Raw genomic sequence first — 18931 nt, 5'->3', positions numbered from 1 at the left:
AAGGCTTCTTAGCTTTAAGCAGTCGTGTTACACAGTTTGCTTGCTTTTAATCATAACTATTACGTAACCATCCATTGCTTCTCTACCAAACCCGATTAAAATAAATACGCAACTTGGGCTTCCATAGGAGTTATCCAGCCGTGCAGCCGGACTTAATAGGTTTGGAAATTAGTAAGGGGGAACTGAGACGTTTGACTGGATTCGATCCAGAAGACGTTTTCCGTCCCTCTGTTTTGCGAGATAGCAAGAAGCGATTAGGGTTTTTGCTCAATGAATCGCTGGTGACGCTGGCGCTAACGCCCATAATTGTGGGCTTTATTTACGCATTTATTATTCTGCCAACAATTGGTTCTTCGATTAAATTCGGAATTCTTTTACTAATTTTAGTGCCAATGCCGATATTAGTGGGGCGATGGCTATGGCGACAATTGACCTGTCCTGAAGGACTGACAATACTTTTAGATGAAGTAGATAAATATCATGACCTGGTTCACGCTATAGATATTAATGACCAATTGGCAGCATCAGGAAACATAGAAAGCAGTATTCATGACCGAGATAAAGTAACCGCCGCATTACAACTGATTAGAGAAGATTTAGTCCGCGCTCTGAAAACAGAACGAATTTTGCGAGATAATAAAAAATTGCTTGCTAATAATCAAGAGTTATTTGTGAATAATTTAGCCAGTCTGCAAGCTTTACAAGTTAGTAGTCAAGCAGGCGAATACGCTCAACTGCTAAATCAATCCTTGCAAATTGCGATCGATGTGCAAGCAGAAATCAGAAAATTGCACAAAGGCTGAGTAAAGTTTTTCGTTACTGATGAATTTACTAAATAAACAATCGCCCCGTTGACTTAAATGAGCAACAAACCAAAAATAATTGTCCTAGATGATGACCCCACAGGTTCTCAAACAGTCCACAGCTGCTTGCTATTAATGCACTGGGATGTGGACACTTTACGCAGTGGGTTACAGGATGATTCGCCGATTTTCTTTGTGCTGACTAATACTAGATCGCTAACGCCAGAGTCGGCTGCATCTGTCACCAAAGAAGTTTGCCAAAACCTGAAAATCGCCTTGAATGCGGAAGGAATTGACGATTTTCTGCTCGTCAGCCGTTCTGATTCTACTTTGCGGGGGCATTATCCTGTTGAAACTGATGCGATCGCCCAAGAACTCGGCCCTTTCGATGCTCATTTCCTTGTACCTGCATTTTTTGAGGGCGGACGCATCACCCGTGACAGCGTGCATTACTTAATTATTGCTGGTGTCTCCACCCCAGTCGATGAAACCGAATTTGCCCGTGATTCCGTCTTCAGTTACCATCACAGTTACTTACCCAAGTATGTTGAAGAAAAGACTCAAGGACGAATTAATGCCGAAGCTGTAGAAAGGTTTCTCCTAGCCGATATTCGCGCTGGTAGTTTGGAACGCTTGTTACAACTGAGTGGTAATCAGTGCGCTGTCGTCGATGGTGAAACTCAAGCCGATCTCAACCGCTTTGCAGTAGACATATTAGCAGCAGCAAGTCAAGGAAAACGCTTTCTGTTTCGCAGTGCCGCAAGTATTTTAACGGCTTTAGCCGCTTTACCACCCCAACCGATTGCTGCCGAAAACATGGCGCAATACGTGCGTCAAGGTAAACCAGGGGCAGTAATTGTTGGTTCCCATGTGAAAAAGACTACTCAGCAGTTAGAGGCGCTATTGCAAGTACAGGGAACCGTGGGAATCGAAGTCAATGTAGCGCGATTGCTTGATGATGCAAATCAGTTTGCGGCACTGCTAACGGAAATTCAGGAAAGTACACGGGCGGCACACGAAGCGGGCAAAACACCAGTGGTTTATACTAGCCGTCAGGAACTGAGTTTTAAAGATATCAATACCCGATTGGAGTTTGGGGCAAAAGTTTCAAGTTTATTGATGGATATTGTGCGGGGTTTACCATCTGATATAGGATTCTTAATCAGCAAGGGTGGCATTACCTCAAACGATGTCTTGAGTACTGGACTCGCCTTAACTTCAGCCCGGTTACTCGGTCAAATTTTAGCTGGTTGTTCAATGGTGTTAACCCCATCCGCTCATCCCCAGTTTCCTGATTTGCCTGTGGTGCTATTTCCAGGTAACGTTGGTGATGCTGATGCTTTGGGGACAATTTATCAAAGGTTGACTAAACAATCTTGAGTGTTGAGTGAAGATGATGATAATTCTGAACTACTCCCTTCCTGCTAGAAGATAATTTTTTTAACAAACTGCCAAGGACGCATTCGCGTAGCGTCTCCTAGAGAAGGACGCAAAGGAAAATATAAGTAATCTTATGGCGGGAAAGGAGTAATCTATCCTCTGCACTTTTTTACCTGACGATGTTGTTGGATTTTCCAACTGATCTAATATTGGTAATGATTCGGAGTGTCCCTTGTCTTTTGGCTAGTACTGCATGACTTCTGATCCTACGATTCCCAATTTAAAGTCAAATTCTGCACTTCCTAATGCACAATCAAACTCTATTATTTCGGGGGTAGAGGTGAATCCTACTGTTTCTGATGTAGAGTCAGATCCTATCCCCCCTGATGCGGAGTTACAATCTGTCCTCCTTTATTTAAAATCGAATCCTGTCTTTGAGGATGTAGAGTCAAATCCTGCTAACCCAGATGTTGAGTCAAGTACTGATACAGCATCAGATGATTTTATCCTTACTGATTCAAATCCCAATGAGTCAGCAATACCTGGGTATCGCGTAAATGACAATACCCAAGTCCAGTTAAAAAGTAAGGAGGGACGACTTTTATTAATTTTGCCCCTGGAATCTCAAGTATCTGCCTCAGAACTCAGTTGGTCTGATATTTGGCAACAAATTAGGCAACGTTTGAATGCAGGCGATCGCTTTCGGATCGCTAATACTCCCGTACATCTGATGGCACAAGACCGCCTAGTAGATGCCAGACAACTCCAAGAACTTGCCGAGGCTTTAAGTGAAGTCGAACTGCGGCTAATATCTGTCTCAACAAGTCGCCGACAAACTGCGATCGCTGCCGTCACATCTGGGTATTCTGTAGAGCAATTGCAGCCTCTAACTTCCCTGAATACAGAGCCAGAAGCTACAGCTACACCCCAGGCAGATGCCCTCTATCTAGAAACAACAGTCCGCTCTGGAGTAGAAATTCGTCATCCTGGTACAGTAATTATTTTGGGAGATGTAAACCCAGGTGGTATTGTAATTGCAGATGGAGATATTATCATCTGGGGCCGTTTACGTGGAATTGCTCATGCTGGGGCTGGAGGCAATCGTGAGTGTCTGATTATGGCTTTGCAAATGGAACCTACCCAATTACGGATCGCAGATGCTGTAGCTAGGGCACCAGAAAAATTACCGATGCAATTTTCTCCAGAAGTGGCACATATTATGCCTCAAGGGATTCGCATCGCTAGAGCTAGTGATTTTTCTAGAAACCAATTTACTAAGAGCAATTAGTAGCCCTGAATATTTACCTAAAATATGAAGAATATGAAGGATGAAATATAGCGGTTTTCATGTAGATGGAATACACTACTCTAATCCCTGTCCCTAGCGTTGTGTATTTCACACGACCGAGCGTAGACGCAAAGCAGCTTGTCGCCAGACATCGCAATCAAAAAATATTTATCCCTCGCCCGAATCAGGGAGATCAGATATTTCTTCATACTTGATACGATACTTCATACTTTATACTGCAATTTACAGTTTTATATTTCCTGAACCCTCATTGACCGCATTTCTATCATGACTCGCATTATAGTGATTACCTCCGGTAAAGGAGGAGTGGGTAAAACCACAGTTTCGGCAAATCTGGGCATGGCTTTAGCCAAAATGGGTCGTCAAGTTGCCTTGGTTGATGCGGATTTTGGTTTGAGAAATTTGGATTTGCTGCTAGGGCTGGAAAACCGCATCGTCTATACTGCGGTAGAAGTCTTGGCCAGAGAGTGCCGCTTAGAACAAGCCTTGGTGAAAGATAAGCGCCAACCCAATCTCGTACTCCTGCCGGCAGCCCAAAATCGCTCCAAAGATGCAGTCACACCGGAACAGATGAAGTTACTGGTGAATGCCCTAGCACAAAAATATCAGTACGTGATCATCGATAGCCCCGCCGGGATTGAAAATGGGTTTAAAAATGCGATCGGCCCGGCAAAAGAAGCGCTAGTTGTCAGCACGCCAGAAATTTCTTCAGTTCGTGATGCCGATCGGGTAGTTGGTTTACTAGAAGCACAAGGTATCAAGCGTGTTCATTTAATAATTAACCGCATCAGACCCGCAATGGTGCAGGCAAATGATATGATGTCAGTGCAAGATGTTCAGGAACTTCTCGCCATTCCCCTGATCGGGGTAATCCCTGACGACGAGCGTGTTATTGTATCTACCAATCGCGGTGAACCCTTAGTGTTAGCGGAAAATCCCTCTTTAGCTGCCACAGCCTTTGAGAACATTGCTCGTAGATTAGAAGGAGAAAGTGTCGAATTTCTGGAGATCGACTCGTCCCAAGACAGCATCTTCGCCCGTCTACGAAGGTTGTTGTGGACTAAGATTGTTTAACTTACTTTGCCAGTCTTCGCGCCAGACCTATTCGTAATGATTGAACTTCTAGAAAAACTTTTTTCTCGCGGCCCTGATAGCAGTCGAACTCAAGTTAAACGTCGCCTGCAATTGGTGATTGCTCACGATCGCGCTGACTTAGATCCTCAAACGTTGGAAAAAATGCGGAAAGAAATCCTAGATGTAGTCTGTCGCTATGTCGAAATTGAGACAGAGGGCTTGGAGTTCTCTTTAGAAAGCAACCAACGAACTACAGCTTTAATTGCTAATTTGCCCATCCGTAGGGTAAAAGGAGCCATCCCTGAATGGGAAAGGGGTGATAAATAAGTCTTTAGAGTTTTAATTTTAATTCTGTATGACTTAATATCAGAAAGTAGGATGTGTAATTAGGAAATGTTTTATTTTTTGCAATACCTTCGCCAATTTATGAGGCTTGGGAACATGATTTAGCAGGGATAGAAAGTGCGATCGCTGTTGTCATATCTGCGCTTTTACACTTATTTTTAGGCTATCTAAACTCAGGAACGCCAAAAATATTTACCACATAATAAAAAATCCCGTTGTCTTCATTACTGACAACGGGAGTATATAAATTTTTCTATAAACTATCGGTAGGCAACTTGTGGGCCTGCCCAAACTTCTGTAACCTTTTTACCAAAAGTAATCGGCTGATCGTCGTTTGTTGTAGTGATAGTCTTACCATCATTAGCAACTTGCATTAGCGGCCAGTTTTCTTCGCCCAATTCACCTGCACGGAATAATACACGATCTGGTTGGCTTTTACTCCAGCCTAACAATACGGCAATTTTTTCATGTTCTTCCTCACTCACAGGAGCAACTGTATTGGCGTGATTTTTTTCTCGATCCCAAATCACTGCACTATCTGTAGAATCGCCTGTGTTAAATATACCTTCAAACTTGCGTGCTAAGAAGCGATCGCCTTTTTCCGACCAGCTTACTGGAACTAATACCCCAATTTTGCCACTTGTGTCAGTTTCTTCTGACAATGCCGCCTTTACAGCCTTTACCTTTAATAAAGGATCGCTAACAGGAGTAGTTGAAGCCATTACCCACAACTTCTTAGTTTGCATATCTTGAACAAACAGAACGCTGGTAACACGGCTGTTGTACATTTCGGGTTTTACTTCTAATTGGACTCGGCTATAAACAGCATATTTACCATCAGGAGAAACCACCGGTACGCTGCGGTAGTGGCGGACTCCAGAACCACCCTTGGAACCAATAGCCTCTTGAGTCGCTGTAATCCATTTCCAAGGAATAGGATGAGGACTGCCTAAAGGATCTATTTGTTCTGCTTGGGATTCATCAACTAGTTCAGCAGGTGTTTCCGTCGTTGTGCTTGGTTGTGATTCCTTAAGAGTTGGGGCTATTTGAGTTGCTATCAATGATTTGGTCAAAGATTTATCTCTAGAGAGATAATTTTCTTTTCCTTTCAAAGACTTGATATTAGCAGCTTTGAGTTTTTGTATTAGATTAAGCTGACTAACAGGAACATCTGTTAATGGTGCAAGTTCGACTGCTGCCAAAGTATTTGGAAAAGTTAAGTCGCTATTTGATACATAAGTATCTGCTTGAGCCAAAGACTCAATTTTATTCGATGGTAATACTTGCGGTTCGTGAACGGCAGTACTTTGAGTTGGTACAGGATCGGATTCTTCTGTTGATGAGTTGATTTGATCTGTTTTTGATATTTCAGCTATCTCAGGTTCCTCAACTACAGCTATTTCCTTTGATACAGAGTCAGAATCTCCAGTTATCGAAGTTAGTTTAGCTACTTCTGATTTTACAGGGAACGAGTGAGCCGATGCCCCTAGCAAGGGTGCAATCAGTATCACAACGACAACGTAATTTAGAAATGGTTGTGCGCGGAACCATCCTGACAGCAAAAGGGGTTTAAGCATTTGTAGACTCTCTAGAGGGGCGGTTGCTATGTGAGAAGCAATACCTATGCGGCAATGGGGCAAGCAGTAATTATATGTATAACAAGAAACTAAAAACTTTGACGATATATTTCCTTCAAAGTTTGCAGAGTTTTACAAAAATTAAGTATCATTGTCCACACCTTTTATTACTCAGGTACTGAATGTTTTTTTGCAAAAATATGCGAGTATAGTAAAAATGCTGATAACTCAGTAATTACTACACAATATATAATCCTGCTGTTGTTATACCTAACCAAACCAAAAATAGGTATTAGTCAAGGGATATTACAAGTTATATGTGAGGCAATGATGCTGGCAATTAAAAGTGAGATAACTTAGTTATTGGGGATCGTACTAGCGATCGCTAGTACATAGCAAACAAGCTAGGTTACACACTAAATATAACAGCGCAAACCCTCATGATGGTAAACGTGAGGCGTTACATGGAAAGCTGGGAAAGCAAACGCATAATAAATCATACTCAGAAAATATTGCTATCAGCAACCCAAAGTCATAAATTGCAATCTCAACTACAGAAATAGCTAGAATATGCAATAGTTTTTTGGAAACCCAACTGTATTTAATGCCAATTTGGGTTAAATATCGGGAACACAATAAAATTCACTTGGTAGATGCTCTAGTGGCTCGTGACGAGACACCACTAAACCATTAGATTAACTAAACGCAGATGCCCTCTATGCTACCTGTTACACTTATAAACTTAACTATTAAGTTAATCAAGTAGGCTTTCAGTTTCACTAATACGAAAATATTGTACCACCAAACAGCCGATATTATTTACCATTAACTAATAACTAACGATTAACAACTAAATCATTAATGAAAATTGTATTCTTTGGTACACCGCAGTTTGCTGTACCCACCTTGGAAAAGTTATTGAATCATTCAGAATTTGAGGTGTTGGCGGTTGTCACCCAACCAGATAAACGCCGGGAACGCGGAAATAAACTTACACCAACACCAATAAAAGCGATCGCTACTGCTCACAACTTACCAGTATGGCAGCCGGAACGGGTGAAAAAAGACACTGAAACTTTAACCAAACTCAAACAATTAGACGCAGATGTGTTTGTTGTTGTCGCTTATGGACAGATTTTATCGGCAAAAATCTTAAAGATGCCAAAATTGGGCTGCATTAATGTGCATGGCTCGATTTTACCCAAATATCGCGGTGCAGCGCCGATTCAGTGGTGTTTGTATAACGGTGAAAAGGAAACGGGGATCGCAACCATGTTAATGGATGTGGGGATGGATACCGGGCCAATGCTACAAATAGCCACTACACCTATCGGATTACTGGATAATACTCAAGATTTAGCCGACAGACTAGCAGAAATCGGTGGGGATCTTTTAGTGGAAACTCTGCTGAAGTTGGAACGTAAAGAAATTCAACCAATACCCCAAGATAATTTGGCAGCTACTTATGCGCCTCTAATTCAAAAAGAAGATTATGGTTTGGATTGGTCAAAAAGTGCGATCCAATTACACAATCAAATTAGAGGTTTTTACCCTAACTGCACGGCTACCTTTCGTGACAACTTGCTAAAAATCACCGCTTCTGTTCCTCTTGGTTCTGTAAGCGATCGCATCCCACCAGAATTGCAAGAATTAATCCATAAATTGCCTGATTTGTCAAATATATCAGATACACCGGGAGTTGTAGTCAGCATTGTTAAAGGAATTGGTGCGATCGTTCAAACTGGGGAAGGTTTGTTGTTGTTGCGAGAAGTTCAGCTAGCAGGTAAACGTCCCCAGTCGGGATGGGATTTTGTTAATGGTAGCCGCTTAACAGTAGGGGAAGTTTTTGGTGGTGGGAGTTGAGGGGGTCACTAAGTCAGAAAGTCAGCCTCCTGACTCGGCTATAAAACCGTACTTGAATCTTTTTTTTCACACGGCTCTTCAATAACGTGAAAAACTACTTTTAACTCCTAACTTGTAACTTCTAACTTTTCATAAAAGCGGCAAGATTCGCAAGGGCCATCTGGGTTGACTGCACAGCGAATGAGTTCTGAATGAGCATTGTAGCAACAGGTGGCATCGCCAATTACCCAACGTCCACCTACCAAACTTTTTTCAGATGGTCGTTTGGCAGACTGGACGTAAATAGCAATGTTGTGTAAATGGTAGCGCCCTGCTCTGAGTTGGTATCTATGGCGGCGTTCTAAAACCGCGTAGGTTTTACCTTGAAAATCAAGATAGTTTCCGGGTTGGGGTGTCCAATCAAGTTGCACTTTACCGAGGGACTCACGCGGGTGTGTCAGAATCACCTCGGTTTGTAAAGAGTCTGGCTCCATAAGCTGATATGATTTGATTTACATTACTAAGGATGATATCGCGATCGCTTTCTTTAGCTTACCGAATTTAGATTACAATTATTGATTCGCTCTTCGCCTCCCTACGGATTAAGGCAACCAAAAGTTAGGTAGGATAGATTTGCCCAAGTCACGTAGAGTTTGATTGAGCGATCGCGCTACTTGGATATGCACTTCATCCTCTTCTACAGCTAAAATCTCAGCTGGCTGACCTTCTCCCAAATAAGACACCACCAAATTCGCCGCCTCTAAACCAGTAACATAAGCCTTTTCCTGCGACCAGGAACCATGACGGTTCACAATCCAATCCCCACTCAAAAACACATTATCAAAACTTGTCTTCGCGGGTAACATATAACGATAGCTGCCAGGTGCAAAGTGAGTTACCGCTTGAGGTAGCCGAATTACACTGCTATCAATTATCTTTGCTTCCCGAAATGCTGGTATACAAGTTGCTAAATAACCCTGAACTATTGCTAAAATCTCCTCATCACTCAAACCTAGAAACTGATTCGCGTGATAGAAATCAGCTTCAATTACTGTTCCCGGTTCATCCCGATATTCATCATGTAGAGCATTCAAATCAAAAAACGTCCAACCTGTACTTGCATCGAATCCAAAACAAGCATTAGAAGGACGAGGAATATCAACTTTGCGGTCAAACCATAGTCGCGTGGCTAAAACATCAATTGCTCCTAAATTGCTCACATTACGGAATTCTTCACGGCTTTGTAAACTAGGGCTAGTTGAGACAATTTTCTTCATCCCGGTGATTCCAACCGCAAAAATTACGGCATCTGCTTCAATTACTTCATCACCACAAACCACACCCTTGACTTGATTACTATCAACAATTAAGTCTGTAACCCGACGCTTAGGCAATACTCTCGCACCAGCTTTTTCAATCCGTTCCACCCAAGGACGAAATATCTTTTCTCCAACAGTTCCCCGACACCAAACTACATCAAAATCAGGCTGATGAGCCAGAATAAAAAAGTAAAGCATTCCTAAAGTTGCTGCGGCTGAACATTGTTCGCCAGGGGCAAACAAGCCCACTAATAACATTGGTTCAAAAGCCTCGCGGTAAAGTCGGAAAGAAACATTAAAGTCTTTGAACAATTCACGGGCAGTTACAAAGTCATAGCGTCGCCAAGCTTGATCAGAATTATCAAAATCAACAACAGCATAAAGTAAAGGCAGGGCGCTCAGACGGTCAATTAGTGGCAATCGTTTAAACTGAGTATATAGAAAAGTTCCTAGTGGGGACGGAAGTCGCGGTAAGTCTTGAAAAATCGGGGATTCAACTTCTAAGCCTGCTGGCGAATATTGCGAAGAACGAGTCCAAGTAGTAAAAGGATTAATTTCTAACTCATTGATTAGGGAAAAAATATTTTTGTAAGGATACCAAAAGCCATGAATCCCAGCTTCAACAGATTTTCCGGCGGCTGTTTGCCAACCTGCCACCAATCCGCCGGGATAGGGGCCTGCTTCTAGAAGGGTCACATCATAGCCTTGTTTTGCTAAATGGTAGGTTGCTCCTAAACCAGCCCAACCAGCACCTACAACTACCACCCGTTTTTGTTGCGATCCTTCTACCATCCCAGCCTCCGATTGTTGCTGTCCATCAACTAATGTATACGAACTTGTGTTGCGATCGGGTGACAGGTTATTAATATAGCGGTTTTCTTGGGGATGCAGTTCAGTAAAAATCCCTTGCGGTTAATGCTGAGTTGAGAGTATAACAGAAAACAGACTTAACTATTGATGAGGAATAATCATAATGACTCAATTAGCAAATACAAAATTCAGTCTAAATGACTTTGAATTACGAGATGGTATTTATTTTCCTAGTGACTATGAACAATTGAATAATACTCAACATAAAAAAACATGGGATGCAATTGGTAAAACATATTATGGTTCCCAAAAAATTGAAAAAATTGCAGATACATCACCCATTAAACAAGATTACACTCTGCTAACTGGCACACCTGGAGGGACTTGGAACAAATTTCCATTGAATAAATCTGTTGGCTCTATTCTAGAAATTGGCTCTGGTTATGGCCGCGCACCTTTGCATCTCTCGAAAGCGAAAAATCTTAGATGCGAAAAATATTACGGTATTGATATTTCTGAACCTTTATTGCGGCGGTTAATTAAGGTTAAACAAGAATATAATTTTTTCCCAGAAGCTGAATTTAACTTGATTTGCACTTCTGCTGAAATATTACCTTTAGAAGATAATTCTATAGATTTGGTAATTTCTAACTGCGTCTTTATGCATATCCCAGATGCACAATTAAGAAGCTTGCTGGCTGATATATCTCGTGTCCTAAAACCTGGTGGAATTTTTGTTTTTAATCATTCCTTTCACAATAAGTCTTGTCCTTCTCATGTTATCCACAATTTTATTAGAAGGCTGAACCCATTTGTAAGAAATCCAGTTTATCTCAAGCAATATTCTTCTGCTGAAATAAATGAAATGTTAGCGACTGCTGGTATCCAAACTAAGTGCCCACAATATATTGTGGAACCAACACAAGAATATGCAATTTTGCCGGAAACTATTAAGGGAATTCCAGTGCCCTTTGCTAATGCTATTAACAGAAGTCTTAAACCATCAGATGCTTTAAAAGAAACCTTGGCTTATGGTTTTAGTGCCTACAGTACTAAACTGGACTAATTAAGTAAGTAGGCGTGAATAATTAAAGCTTTTGAGTAAGCGGCTCCAGCTTTTGAGATAGGCTGGAGCCGCTTTGATTTGTGAGAATTGCAAGCCGCAGATCCCCGACTTCGTAAAAATATGTCGGGGATCTTGTTTCTGTACGTTTGATTCAAGATTTTATTAGGTAATTTACCAACTTTTAACAACGTTTCGGAACTAAAGTTGGTAAATTAGGGATTAGTTAAGCTAATTTTTCCCTACGCAACTATGCCATTGGATTTATCGCCTTTTTGGATATCACTCAAAACTTCATTGCTTGCCACATTTATCACCTTCTTTTTGGGTATTGCTGCTGCCTACTGGATGCTGGGATATCGTGGCAAAGGTAAATCGTTGATTGAGGGTATCTTTATTGCGCCCCTGATTTTACCGCCTACAGTTGTCGGTTTCTTGTTGCTGCTATTTTTTGGCAAAAATGGCCCTGTAGGGAAACTCATGCAGACTTTTGATTTCAGCATCGTCTTTACTTGGTATGGTGCTGCGATCGCAGCCACAGTAGTTTCTTTCCCATTAATGTATAAAACTGCACTGGGAGCCTTTGAACAAATAGATGGCAACTTACTGCGAGTAGCTAGAACCCTTGGTGCAAATGAAACCACAATCTTTTGGCGCATCAGTTTACCCTTAGCACTACCCGGCATTGTCGCCGCCACAATGCTCGCTTTTGCTCGTGCTTTGGGAGAATTCGGGGCGACGTTGATGCTAGCTGGTAACATTCCCGGACAAACGCAGACAATCCCAATGGCAATTTATTTTGCTGTGGAAGCGGGAGCAATGAACGAAGCGTGGTTTTGGGCGATCGCAATTATGGTGATTTCTCTATCTGGAATTATTGGGGTTAACTTCTGGCAAGAATTGAGGGAAAAGAAGCGGGGAGCGGGGAGCGGAGAGCGGGGAGCGGGGAGCAGGGAGAGGGGAGCAGGGGGAGAAATTCTATACACTCCGCACTCTAGCGGTGATGGGAGATTATTAGTCAACATTGAAAAAGTACTTTCTAGCTTTAATTTAAAAGTTGCTTTTACTTCTGATGAGCAACCTTTAGGATTGTTAGGGGGTTCTGGAGCAGGTAAGAGCATGATTTTGCGTTGCCTTGCAGGGATAGAAACGCCTTCTAGTGGACGTATAGTTTTAAATGGTAGAGTCCTATTTGACTCAGAACAAGGAATTAATTTACCCAGCCGCGATCGCCGCATCGGTTTTTTAGTGCAGAATTATGCCCTGTTTCCCCATTTGAGTGTGGCGCAAAATATTGCTTTTGGCTTGCCCAAAAAACTATCGCCTGGGAGCATTCGAGTGCAGGTAGAGGAGCAACTAATAGCGATGCAGTTGCAAGGATTAGGCGATCGCTATCCGCACCAACTTTCTGGGGGCCAACAACAACGAGTAGCTTTGGCAAGAGCATTAGCAAGTCAACCGGAAGCATTGCTTTTGGATGAACCGTTTTCGGCACTTGACACCCATCTACGTAGCCAATTAGAACAGCAAATGACAGAAACTCTAGCTGGCTACCAAGGTGTGACTCTATTTGTCACCCATAATATGGAAGAAGCTTATCGAATTTGCCCGAATCTGTTGGTATTGGAGCATGGTAGAGCCGTTCATTATGGCTCCAAACACGATATTTTCCAGCATCCTGCTACCGTTAGTGTCGCCCAACTTACCGGATGCAAAAACTTTTCCCGCGTTGTTCTCCAGTCATCAGAACAGGTGGAAGCGACTGATTGGGGTTGTAGTCTCCAAGTAATTGAACCAGTCAAGAGCGAATTATCCCATATCGGCATTCGTGCCCATCAGTTCATTTTTACCAATGACTCATCACAGGAAAATACCTTTCCCTGCTGGGTAGTACGAACAAGTGAAACGCCCCATCGAATGACATTATTTCTCAAATTACATTCTGCTGGCAAGAATTCTCAAGATTACCATCTGCAAGCTGAAGTCTTCAAAGAAAAATGGGCGACTATGAAAGACCAGCCTTTTCCTTGGTATGTGCGTTTAGATCCTCTACGGTTGATTTTGATGGAGTAAACGCAGAGATAGGCGGGACGCGGGAAATTTTTCAAAATAATATTACTTCAAGCGCCCAGATTCCAAAGAGTCTGAGCGCTTGAATATTAGGTTGCAGAGAAACTTCTGCTAGATTGTCGTGGAATTATGCGGGCATCATCTGCATACTTCTGCAAGACTCTGCACACTTACGGCAAGCGGCAGCACATTCCATCATTTTTGCGTCATCGCTCGTAATTTATTTAGATTGGAAAGTGCTGTATATTTCTTTTCCTGTGGCGGAAAGCTATATTTTCAATCAAACTCGTCAAAAAGATGAGCGCTATTTTGGTAGGTATCTTAACCAAACAAACCAATAACAAACGTGTCAATTAATGGGGATAGCTTTTATCTATTGGCTAATCAAAGTAATAATGTTTTTTCACGTCGCTTGTGATTTCCCAGATGCAGGACATACCAGAGGGAAAAATCACCAAATCACCTTTACCCATTTGTACTGGCTGTCCACCATCAGGAGTAACAACTACATTACCTTCCAAAAAGTAACAAGTTTCTTGAGAATCATAAGTCCAAGGGAATTTTGAGACTTCCTTTTTCCAAACTTCCCATTTATAGACACCCAATTCATTGAGGCGTTCTTGTTTGGGTTGATGCTCAATTTTAATTTCCATATTGTGTTTTTTCTAGTTATGTTCAGCAGTAAGATTGAATATCTTCTCCACACTGATCTACTAGATAACACAAAGCGCGAAAACGTAAGTACACAAGTTCGTTATAAAGCGGATTTAGCTTGCACATTGGTGGAATGTGAGCTACTTTGCGACCAAAAAGCATGATATCACGCTCGAATGGACACTGAGCGGGAATCAGTTTAGCAATAAATTTGGCTAATTTCCGATTCTGAATCTCAATTGTGTCTAGCCATTGACGTAAGGGTTGCAATAAATCTAATTTAGGTTGAGCTAATTGGCTTTCACTATCCGCTTGATGATTTTGTCCTAAAGGTGGAATAAAAGCAGATAGAAAAATGCGCCGATTCTTTGTTTTAAGCATGGTTTTCCTTGTGTAGATGAACTATTTGCCGATTGGGAGTATTACCATCTAATTTCTCTAGTCAATTTGCATTTTGCTTGTTTGTAAGGAAAGAAACAAAATAAGCTCAACTCAAAGAATTTACATGCACCTTTGGAGGTAAATGGTTTAACTAATTGTTATTTAAACCCACCAAATCAGGAAGAACTGTCCCGTTAAATACAAAATAACAAAGAAAATATAAAAATGGCATTTCTTTAACTTATGGATTGCTAATCACGTAAATAGCAAATTTATATATTACATATAAATACCTGGTTATGAAACTGACTAGTATTTAGAGATGGATTTTCGAGGATAAGAAAACAGTCTAGTTCTGACTCCATATAGACTTCGCTAGGATTAGCCTGCAATATATAGCGATTTTAGACCATACAAAATATAATAGTCTGTGCAATCTGTTACACTAGCTAACCTAGATATTATCTAATAAGTAGCAAGAAATTGTTTGATAAGTCCAAGTTAATCCACTTACGACTTATAGCATTTACAAGAATATTTGCAGTAGGTGTAAGGACGTACAGCACTTAATGGTGTCAACTTAACAAAAAGGCAGTTAGAAACTGCATCCACACAAACAAAACCCACACAGGCAGATTTTAAAACCTTGATTTTCTCTTAGTCTTCTGAAGCAGACGAGAGTTTGTGTAGTCGTGAATTCTCTTTTTGGGGCTTATATTGATATCAGCATACAGAAGTACGCCCCTGCTAATATATCAGGTATTTTATAAAATGGTATAATAATCAAAAGCTTATTTCTTAAAATATCTCAAGCCGGAACGATTTTGATATTTGTCGATATAATCTACATTCTGTTGCTCTAATTTTTTCAGCGAATTAGCCGGAAATGATTTTGCTGGATATATAGGCTTATACCAAGGTTGCTTGTCAAAGTAATCTTGCAATCCAGGAGTCTCAAAACGACGACCGTGACTAGCAAAAATCGAATTTCGCATAATATCTAGTTCAAAACCGTCTTTACCCTCCAAATCTGCATCAGTTACAAGTCTTTGGGAAAGCCAGAAATAATTGTTGACGGTCGTGGTAGCTACTGGCGATATTGATGTAGCTGGGGAAGGTGTAGATTGAGTAGGAACAGATGGGGTAGTTGGTATAATCGGGGTTTCTATTACGGGGCTTGCGATCGCTGACGGTGTTTCTGAAGGTAATACTGTTTTATCTGTTGTAGATTGAGTAGGTTTTGTTAAGACTTGACTAATAATCACAGATGCACCAATCAACCCACCTGCGATTAAACTGCCGATAAGGATATTATTCTGACTATTACTTTGAGCGCTAGGCTGTGGTTTAGCAGGTACTGTCTGAGGTGGTGGTGCAGAGACTAAAGTGGGTTGAGTCAAGAGGGGTTGCGTCGCTGGAATGGGATTTGCTATGTTCTGCAAAGTATCCAACATTGCTCTGGCTGTGGGGTAGCGATCGCGCGGATGATATGCGATCGCTCTATCGATTACTCCTGCAATGATTGGACTAACATGACTCGCATACTGTCGCCAGACAATTTCACCCGTTTGGGAATCGGTTTCTAGTTGTTGCGCCTGTTTACCAGTCAGCAAATAAATTACCGTCATTCCTAAACTGTATAAATCACTCGAATATACTGGTCTCCCTGCGGCTTGTTCGCTCGGCATATAGCCAGGTGTCCCAATCACAATGGAACTGGTAGGATTGCCTTGAGAATTCACCACTGTTCCCATTGATTCGCGGATAGCGCCAAAATCAATTAGTATTGGTTTACCATCTTGCTTACGCACAATGATGTTATCCGGCTTAATATCGCGGTGAACGATATGCTTAGAGTGAACGTAATCCAGGACGGGTAACAAATTCATAAATAATTCCTGGACAGCGCTTTCACTAAATAGCCCTTGCTTTTGAATTTTTCCAGTTAGGGTATCGCCTTCAATCCACTCCTGAACTAAGTAAAATTGTCCGCCAGAGGAGAAGTAGGCATACAATGCTGGAATTTGGTCAGATGCGCCGCCGAGTTGTTCCAAAATTGCTGCTTCGCGTTGAAACCTCTCTTGCACTAACTGGTAAATTTGAGGATTGTTGTGAATCGGTCTTAGCTGTTTAACCACACAACGGCGCTTTGAGGGCATATAGGTATCCTCTGCTAGATAGGTTTCACCAAACCCACCAGCGCCCAGTGTGCGGATAACTTGATAGCGATCGTTCAGCAGCTGTATTGTCATGGGAGATTATAAGCGATATTCATGTCTATAGTTAGTTTTCCCCAAAACAACCTTCATTTCAAATCTAGCAAACCTTCTTCTTTCAATTTAGGATTAAAGCGAATTTGCATTTGCAAACCCCGCACTTCTAGCAATTGTGTTGAAATTTCTGCTTCTACTCTCCGCGCCACATTTTTAAGAATTTTTATTTGTGCTAATTCATCATTCGCTGGATTTTGATATTTCGCCTGTTCTTCGGGTGTCATGATAACTTTTACATCAATGGGATGCGTCCATTTTTCCTTGTTATCTCCATTTCCCCAAGGCATACCGCCATTTTCAGCAATCCAAGCATTTTCAGTATTTTCTAAAATTGTGCGACTAGGACGTTCAATAGTTTGAACCTTGACCCAATAGCAATGCTGTGGCTGACGGACTAAATGCTGTTTCAGGCTGAGATAAACATCACGAGAATAGCCTACAAATTGCAGCACTTTTTCTGGATCAAAGATAGCATATACCCCAATTTTACTCTGAAATTGTTCGGGTAATTGCCCGCGATCGTCAATGTAAGGAATATATTCCAAGGTTGCTAAAGAAGAAAGATTAGTTTCAAGAGCCATATATAAAATATCAAACTTACTATTTGCCTATTAGGAAAAAATTATCTTCAAAATTAACTATTACCAATTTTTTGGTAAATTGCACAAAGGCGACTTGGTTTAAAAATCTTAGCACTAAACATGAAATTTGGCGGTACATTGATGATGGCATACTCATCAGATTCATGATATTTTTCAAACTCGGCTGGCATTCCTTTAGTGGTAGTTAAGCTGTAAGGAACTGGTTGGAAAAGTAATTCAGTAAATTTAACTTGCTCGCATTGCAACTGTTGACTAATTTGATTTAAGAAAGCAACGCTTGTCAATAAATTGAATAGAGTTTCTTGAGCTTGTGTTTCAAGAGTAAAACTGCTATCAAAGTTCTGGACGATTTTCAGGGGCATTATCTGTATAGGTAGTTATTAACGACTAAGTGAAAAATTACCACTTTAAGATCAGCCTATGGGATTGTGGGACTTCTGTCAGCCACAAGAGGAAGCTAAATTATTAAGAATCATGAAGTTTAGCAGATTTCAGGGATAGATATTTTTATGCAAGGCTGTGCTGATAAACTTCAGATATTATACTTAGAAATATAAATATCAAATTTATAATAAAATAATTAGCTGTATAATTACTACAAAATGCCATAAAACGAAAGTGATACCTCTGGTGGGCTACGCCTACGCACTTTACCACATCAGCCTTCATCCTCCCTGAAAACGATTCTCACACAATAAAAATGAGTGGACAATCGCGATATAAACCACAACTGTCCACTCAAATTTTACTAAATGCGCGTTAGTAGAAACAACCCAACTAGACTATTAAAACTTGGGAAAGTCCAAACCAATCTAACGTGACTCGGTTCCTTGATTGGGGCTACCTGCTACAGAATCCTCTCCTGGTGCTTCTGGTGTAGCACTGGGTTTAGCATCACTCTTTTCAGCATCGCCAGTTTTGCGGATACCTTCCTCTATGGGGGTTTGGTAGCCACCAGAAGCAGTAGGCGTACCTTCTTGATTATCAGATTTTTGTTTTTCTTGTTCAGCCATGACTACATTCCTAATCATTTATTCTTGAGATCATTTTAAAGAAATTAGTGATGTGAGTGTATCTATCTGGAATCTAGTTATTGCTGATTCGCCCCTCTATCGAAAGTATTATTTAGTACTACTTATGTATGCTGACAAAAATCCATAAATGTAGAATTTGTTAACCTTAGAACTCTTGCTATCGTTAAAGTACAACTTGGAAAGGGCTTGATGTCCAAGATGCTTTTGAAATTGCTTTATTGATAGTTGACAGGAAATGGTTCATATGTCGATTTTGGATGTTGCAAAAACTGCCAAGAGTTTGATAAAAATACTGATAGGGAATATAACATTTTTTTAAACCCACTTTTAAGCAACCTCAAGTACCTATTCACATAGAGTAAATTATTCTGAAAAAAAATAAATATCTTAACAAT

The 18931-nt window shown here is 41.0% G+C and carries 17 protein-coding genes and 1 pseudogene; 8 read left to right on the top strand and 10 right to left on the bottom strand.

Going from position 1 to position 18931, the window contains the following annotated elements:
* Positions 1 to 140: 140 nt before the first annotated feature.
* The 5 genes from V7K42_RS06560 to minE all read left to right on the top strand — a co-directional run bounded on the left by V7K42_RS06560 (position 141) and on the right by minE (position 4893).
* The gene (locus V7K42_RS06560) at positions 141 to 803 is read left to right on the top strand and encodes a hypothetical protein (RefSeq protein WP_334914624.1); all 663 of its coding nucleotides are present in this window, start codon (positions 141 to 143) and stop codon (positions 801 to 803) included.
* Between the two features lie 57 nt (positions 804 to 860).
* Positions 861 to 2183 carry a four-carbon acid sugar kinase family protein gene (locus V7K42_RS06555; RefSeq protein ID WP_334914622.1) on the top strand — a complete coding sequence of 441 codons (1323 nt, stop codon included), beginning with the start codon at positions 861 to 863 and terminating at the stop codon, positions 2181 to 2183.
* Positions 2184 to 2436: 253 nt separating this feature from the next.
* The gene (gene minC, locus V7K42_RS06550) at positions 2437 to 3471 is read left to right on the top strand and encodes a septum site-determining protein MinC (protein WP_334914620.1); all 1035 of its coding nucleotides are present in this window, start codon (positions 2437 to 2439) and stop codon (positions 3469 to 3471) included.
* 288 nt (positions 3472 to 3759) lie between these two features.
* The gene (minD, locus tag V7K42_RS06545) at positions 3760 to 4566 is read left to right on the top strand and encodes a septum site-determining protein MinD (protein WP_012410009.1); all 807 of its coding nucleotides are present in this window, start codon (positions 3760 to 3762) and stop codon (positions 4564 to 4566) included.
* Positions 4567 to 4602: 36 nt separating this feature from the next.
* Positions 4603 to 4893 (top strand): cell division topological specificity factor MinE, encoded by a 291-nt coding sequence (gene minE, locus V7K42_RS06540; protein ID WP_012410010.1) that lies wholly within the window; start codon positions 4603 to 4605, stop codon positions 4891 to 4893.
* A gap of 278 nt (positions 4894 to 5171) precedes the next feature.
* Here minE and V7K42_RS06535 read toward each other — a convergent pair whose 3' ends face one another.
* A complete protein-coding gene (locus tag V7K42_RS06535) occupies positions 5172 to 6488 on the bottom strand; it encodes a hypothetical protein (protein WP_334914618.1) in 1317 nt (438 codons plus the stop codon).
* Between the two features lie 861 nt (positions 6489 to 7349).
* Between V7K42_RS06535 and fmt the strand changes: the two genes are divergently transcribed.
* A complete protein-coding gene (gene fmt, locus V7K42_RS06530; RefSeq protein ID WP_334914616.1) occupies positions 7350 to 8351 on the top strand; it encodes a methionyl-tRNA formyltransferase in 1002 nt (333 codons plus the stop codon).
* A gap of 107 nt (positions 8352 to 8458) precedes the next feature.
* Here fmt and V7K42_RS06525 read toward each other — a convergent pair whose 3' ends face one another.
* Positions 8459 to 8824, bottom strand: coding sequence for a DUF6464 family protein (locus tag V7K42_RS06525; protein WP_334914614.1), 366 nt, complete (start codon positions 8822 to 8824; stop codon positions 8459 to 8461).
* A 108-nt stretch (positions 8825 to 8932) separates the two neighbouring features.
* Positions 8933 to 10441: a hydroxysqualene dehydroxylase gene (locus V7K42_RS06520; protein ID WP_334914612.1), complete on the bottom strand. Its 1509-nt coding sequence runs from the start codon at positions 10439 to 10441 to the stop codon at positions 8933 to 8935.
* A 181-nt stretch (positions 10442 to 10622) separates the two neighbouring features.
* Here V7K42_RS06520 and V7K42_RS06515 point away from each other — a divergent pair, with 181 nt between their 5' ends.
* A complete protein-coding gene (locus tag V7K42_RS06515) occupies positions 10623 to 11525 on the top strand; it encodes a class I SAM-dependent methyltransferase (protein WP_334914610.1) in 903 nt (300 codons plus the stop codon).
* Between the two features lie 249 nt (positions 11526 to 11774).
* A complete protein-coding gene (gene modB / locus V7K42_RS06510; RefSeq protein WP_334914608.1) occupies positions 11775 to 13595 on the top strand; it encodes a molybdate ABC transporter permease subunit in 1821 nt (606 codons plus the stop codon).
* Between the two features lie 124 nt (positions 13596 to 13719).
* Here the strand turns inward: modB and V7K42_RS06505 are convergent.
* The 7 genes and pseudogenes from V7K42_RS06505 to V7K42_RS06475 all read right to left on the bottom strand — a co-directional run.
* Positions 13720 to 13806, bottom strand: a pseudogene (locus tag V7K42_RS06505) (four-helix bundle copper-binding protein); the annotation flags it as partial.
* A 166-nt stretch (positions 13807 to 13972) separates the two neighbouring features.
* Positions 13973 to 14245, bottom strand: a complete 273-nt coding sequence (locus V7K42_RS06500; protein WP_334713516.1) for a cupin domain-containing protein — start codon at positions 14243 to 14245, stop codon at positions 13973 to 13975.
* A gap of 22 nt (positions 14246 to 14267) precedes the next feature.
* The gene (locus V7K42_RS06495) at positions 14268 to 14627 is read right to left on the bottom strand and encodes a Mo-dependent nitrogenase C-terminal domain-containing protein (protein ID WP_334914606.1); all 360 of its coding nucleotides are present in this window, start codon (positions 14625 to 14627) and stop codon (positions 14268 to 14270) included.
* Between the two features lie 791 nt (positions 14628 to 15418).
* Positions 15419 to 16879 carry a protein kinase domain-containing protein gene (locus tag V7K42_RS06490; RefSeq protein WP_334914604.1) on the bottom strand — a complete coding sequence of 487 codons (1461 nt, stop codon included), beginning with the start codon at positions 16877 to 16879 and terminating at the stop codon, positions 15419 to 15421.
* A 53-nt stretch (positions 16880 to 16932) separates the two neighbouring features.
* Positions 16933 to 17481 carry a GIY-YIG nuclease family protein gene (locus V7K42_RS06485; RefSeq protein ID WP_334914602.1) on the bottom strand — a complete coding sequence of 183 codons (549 nt, stop codon included), beginning with the start codon at positions 17479 to 17481 and terminating at the stop codon, positions 16933 to 16935.
* A gap of 53 nt (positions 17482 to 17534) precedes the next feature.
* Complete coding sequence (locus V7K42_RS06480; RefSeq protein WP_094331831.1) at positions 17535 to 17864, bottom strand: hypothetical protein; 330 nt, start codon at positions 17862 to 17864, stop codon at positions 17535 to 17537.
* Between the two features lie 450 nt (positions 17865 to 18314).
* On the bottom strand, positions 18315 to 18515 hold the full coding sequence (locus V7K42_RS06475) for a hypothetical protein (protein ID WP_334914600.1): 201 nt from the start codon (positions 18513 to 18515) through the stop codon (positions 18315 to 18317).
* Positions 18516 to 18931: the final 416 nt, after the last annotated feature.

This window comes from Nostoc sp., from assembly GCF_036917455.1.
Lineage (GTDB): Bacteria > Cyanobacteriota > Cyanobacteriia > Cyanobacteriales > Nostocaceae > Nostoc.
The sequence above is the reverse complement of the archived record's forward strand: the minus strand, read 5'-3'. Positions and strand labels throughout refer to the sequence as shown.

Coding starts and splice junctions, on each gene's coding strand:
- minD (WP_012410009.1), top strand. CDS start 3,760: ATGACTCGCATTATAGTGATTACCTCCGGTAAAGGAGGAGTGGGTAAA.
- V7K42_RS06475 (WP_334914600.1), bottom strand. CDS start 18,515: ATGGCTGAACAAGAAAAACAAAAATCTGATAATCAAGAAGGTACGCCT.
- fmt (WP_334914616.1), top strand. CDS start 7,350: ATGAAAATTGTATTCTTTGGTACACCGCAGTTTGCTGTACCCACCTTG.
- V7K42_RS06485 (WP_334914602.1), bottom strand. CDS start 17,481: ATGGCTCTTGAAACTAATCTTTCTTCTTTAGCAACCTTGGAATATATT.
- V7K42_RS06525 (WP_334914614.1), bottom strand. CDS start 8,824: ATGGAGCCAGACTCTTTACAAACCGAGGTGATTCTGACACACCCGCGT.
- minE (WP_012410010.1), top strand. CDS start 4,603: ATGATTGAACTTCTAGAAAAACTTTTTTCTCGCGGCCCTGATAGCAGT.
- V7K42_RS06480 (WP_094331831.1), bottom strand. CDS start 17,864: ATGCCCCTGAAAATCGTCCAGAACTTTGATAGCAGTTTTACTCTTGAA.
- V7K42_RS06500 (WP_334713516.1), bottom strand. CDS start 14,245: ATGGAAATTAAAATTGAGCATCAACCCAAACAAGAACGCCTCAATGAA.
- V7K42_RS06535 (WP_334914618.1), bottom strand. CDS start 6,488: ATGCTTAAACCCCTTTTGCTGTCAGGATGGTTCCGCGCACAACCATTT.
- V7K42_RS06515 (WP_334914610.1), top strand. CDS start 10,623: ATGACTCAATTAGCAAATACAAAATTCAGTCTAAATGACTTTGAATTA.
- V7K42_RS06490 (WP_334914604.1), bottom strand. CDS start 16,879: ATGACAATACAGCTGCTGAACGATCGCTATCAAGTTATCCGCACACTG.
- minC (WP_334914620.1), top strand. CDS start 2,437: ATGACTTCTGATCCTACGATTCCCAATTTAAAGTCAAATTCTGCACTT.
- V7K42_RS06520 (WP_334914612.1), bottom strand. CDS start 10,441: ATGGTAGAAGGATCGCAACAAAAACGGGTGGTAGTTGTAGGTGCTGGT.
- V7K42_RS06555 (WP_334914622.1), top strand. CDS start 861: ATGAGCAACAAACCAAAAATAATTGTCCTAGATGATGACCCCACAGGT.
- V7K42_RS06495 (WP_334914606.1), bottom strand. CDS start 14,627: ATGCTTAAAACAAAGAATCGGCGCATTTTTCTATCTGCTTTTATTCCA.
- modB (WP_334914608.1), top strand. CDS start 11,775: ATGCCATTGGATTTATCGCCTTTTTGGATATCACTCAAAACTTCATTG.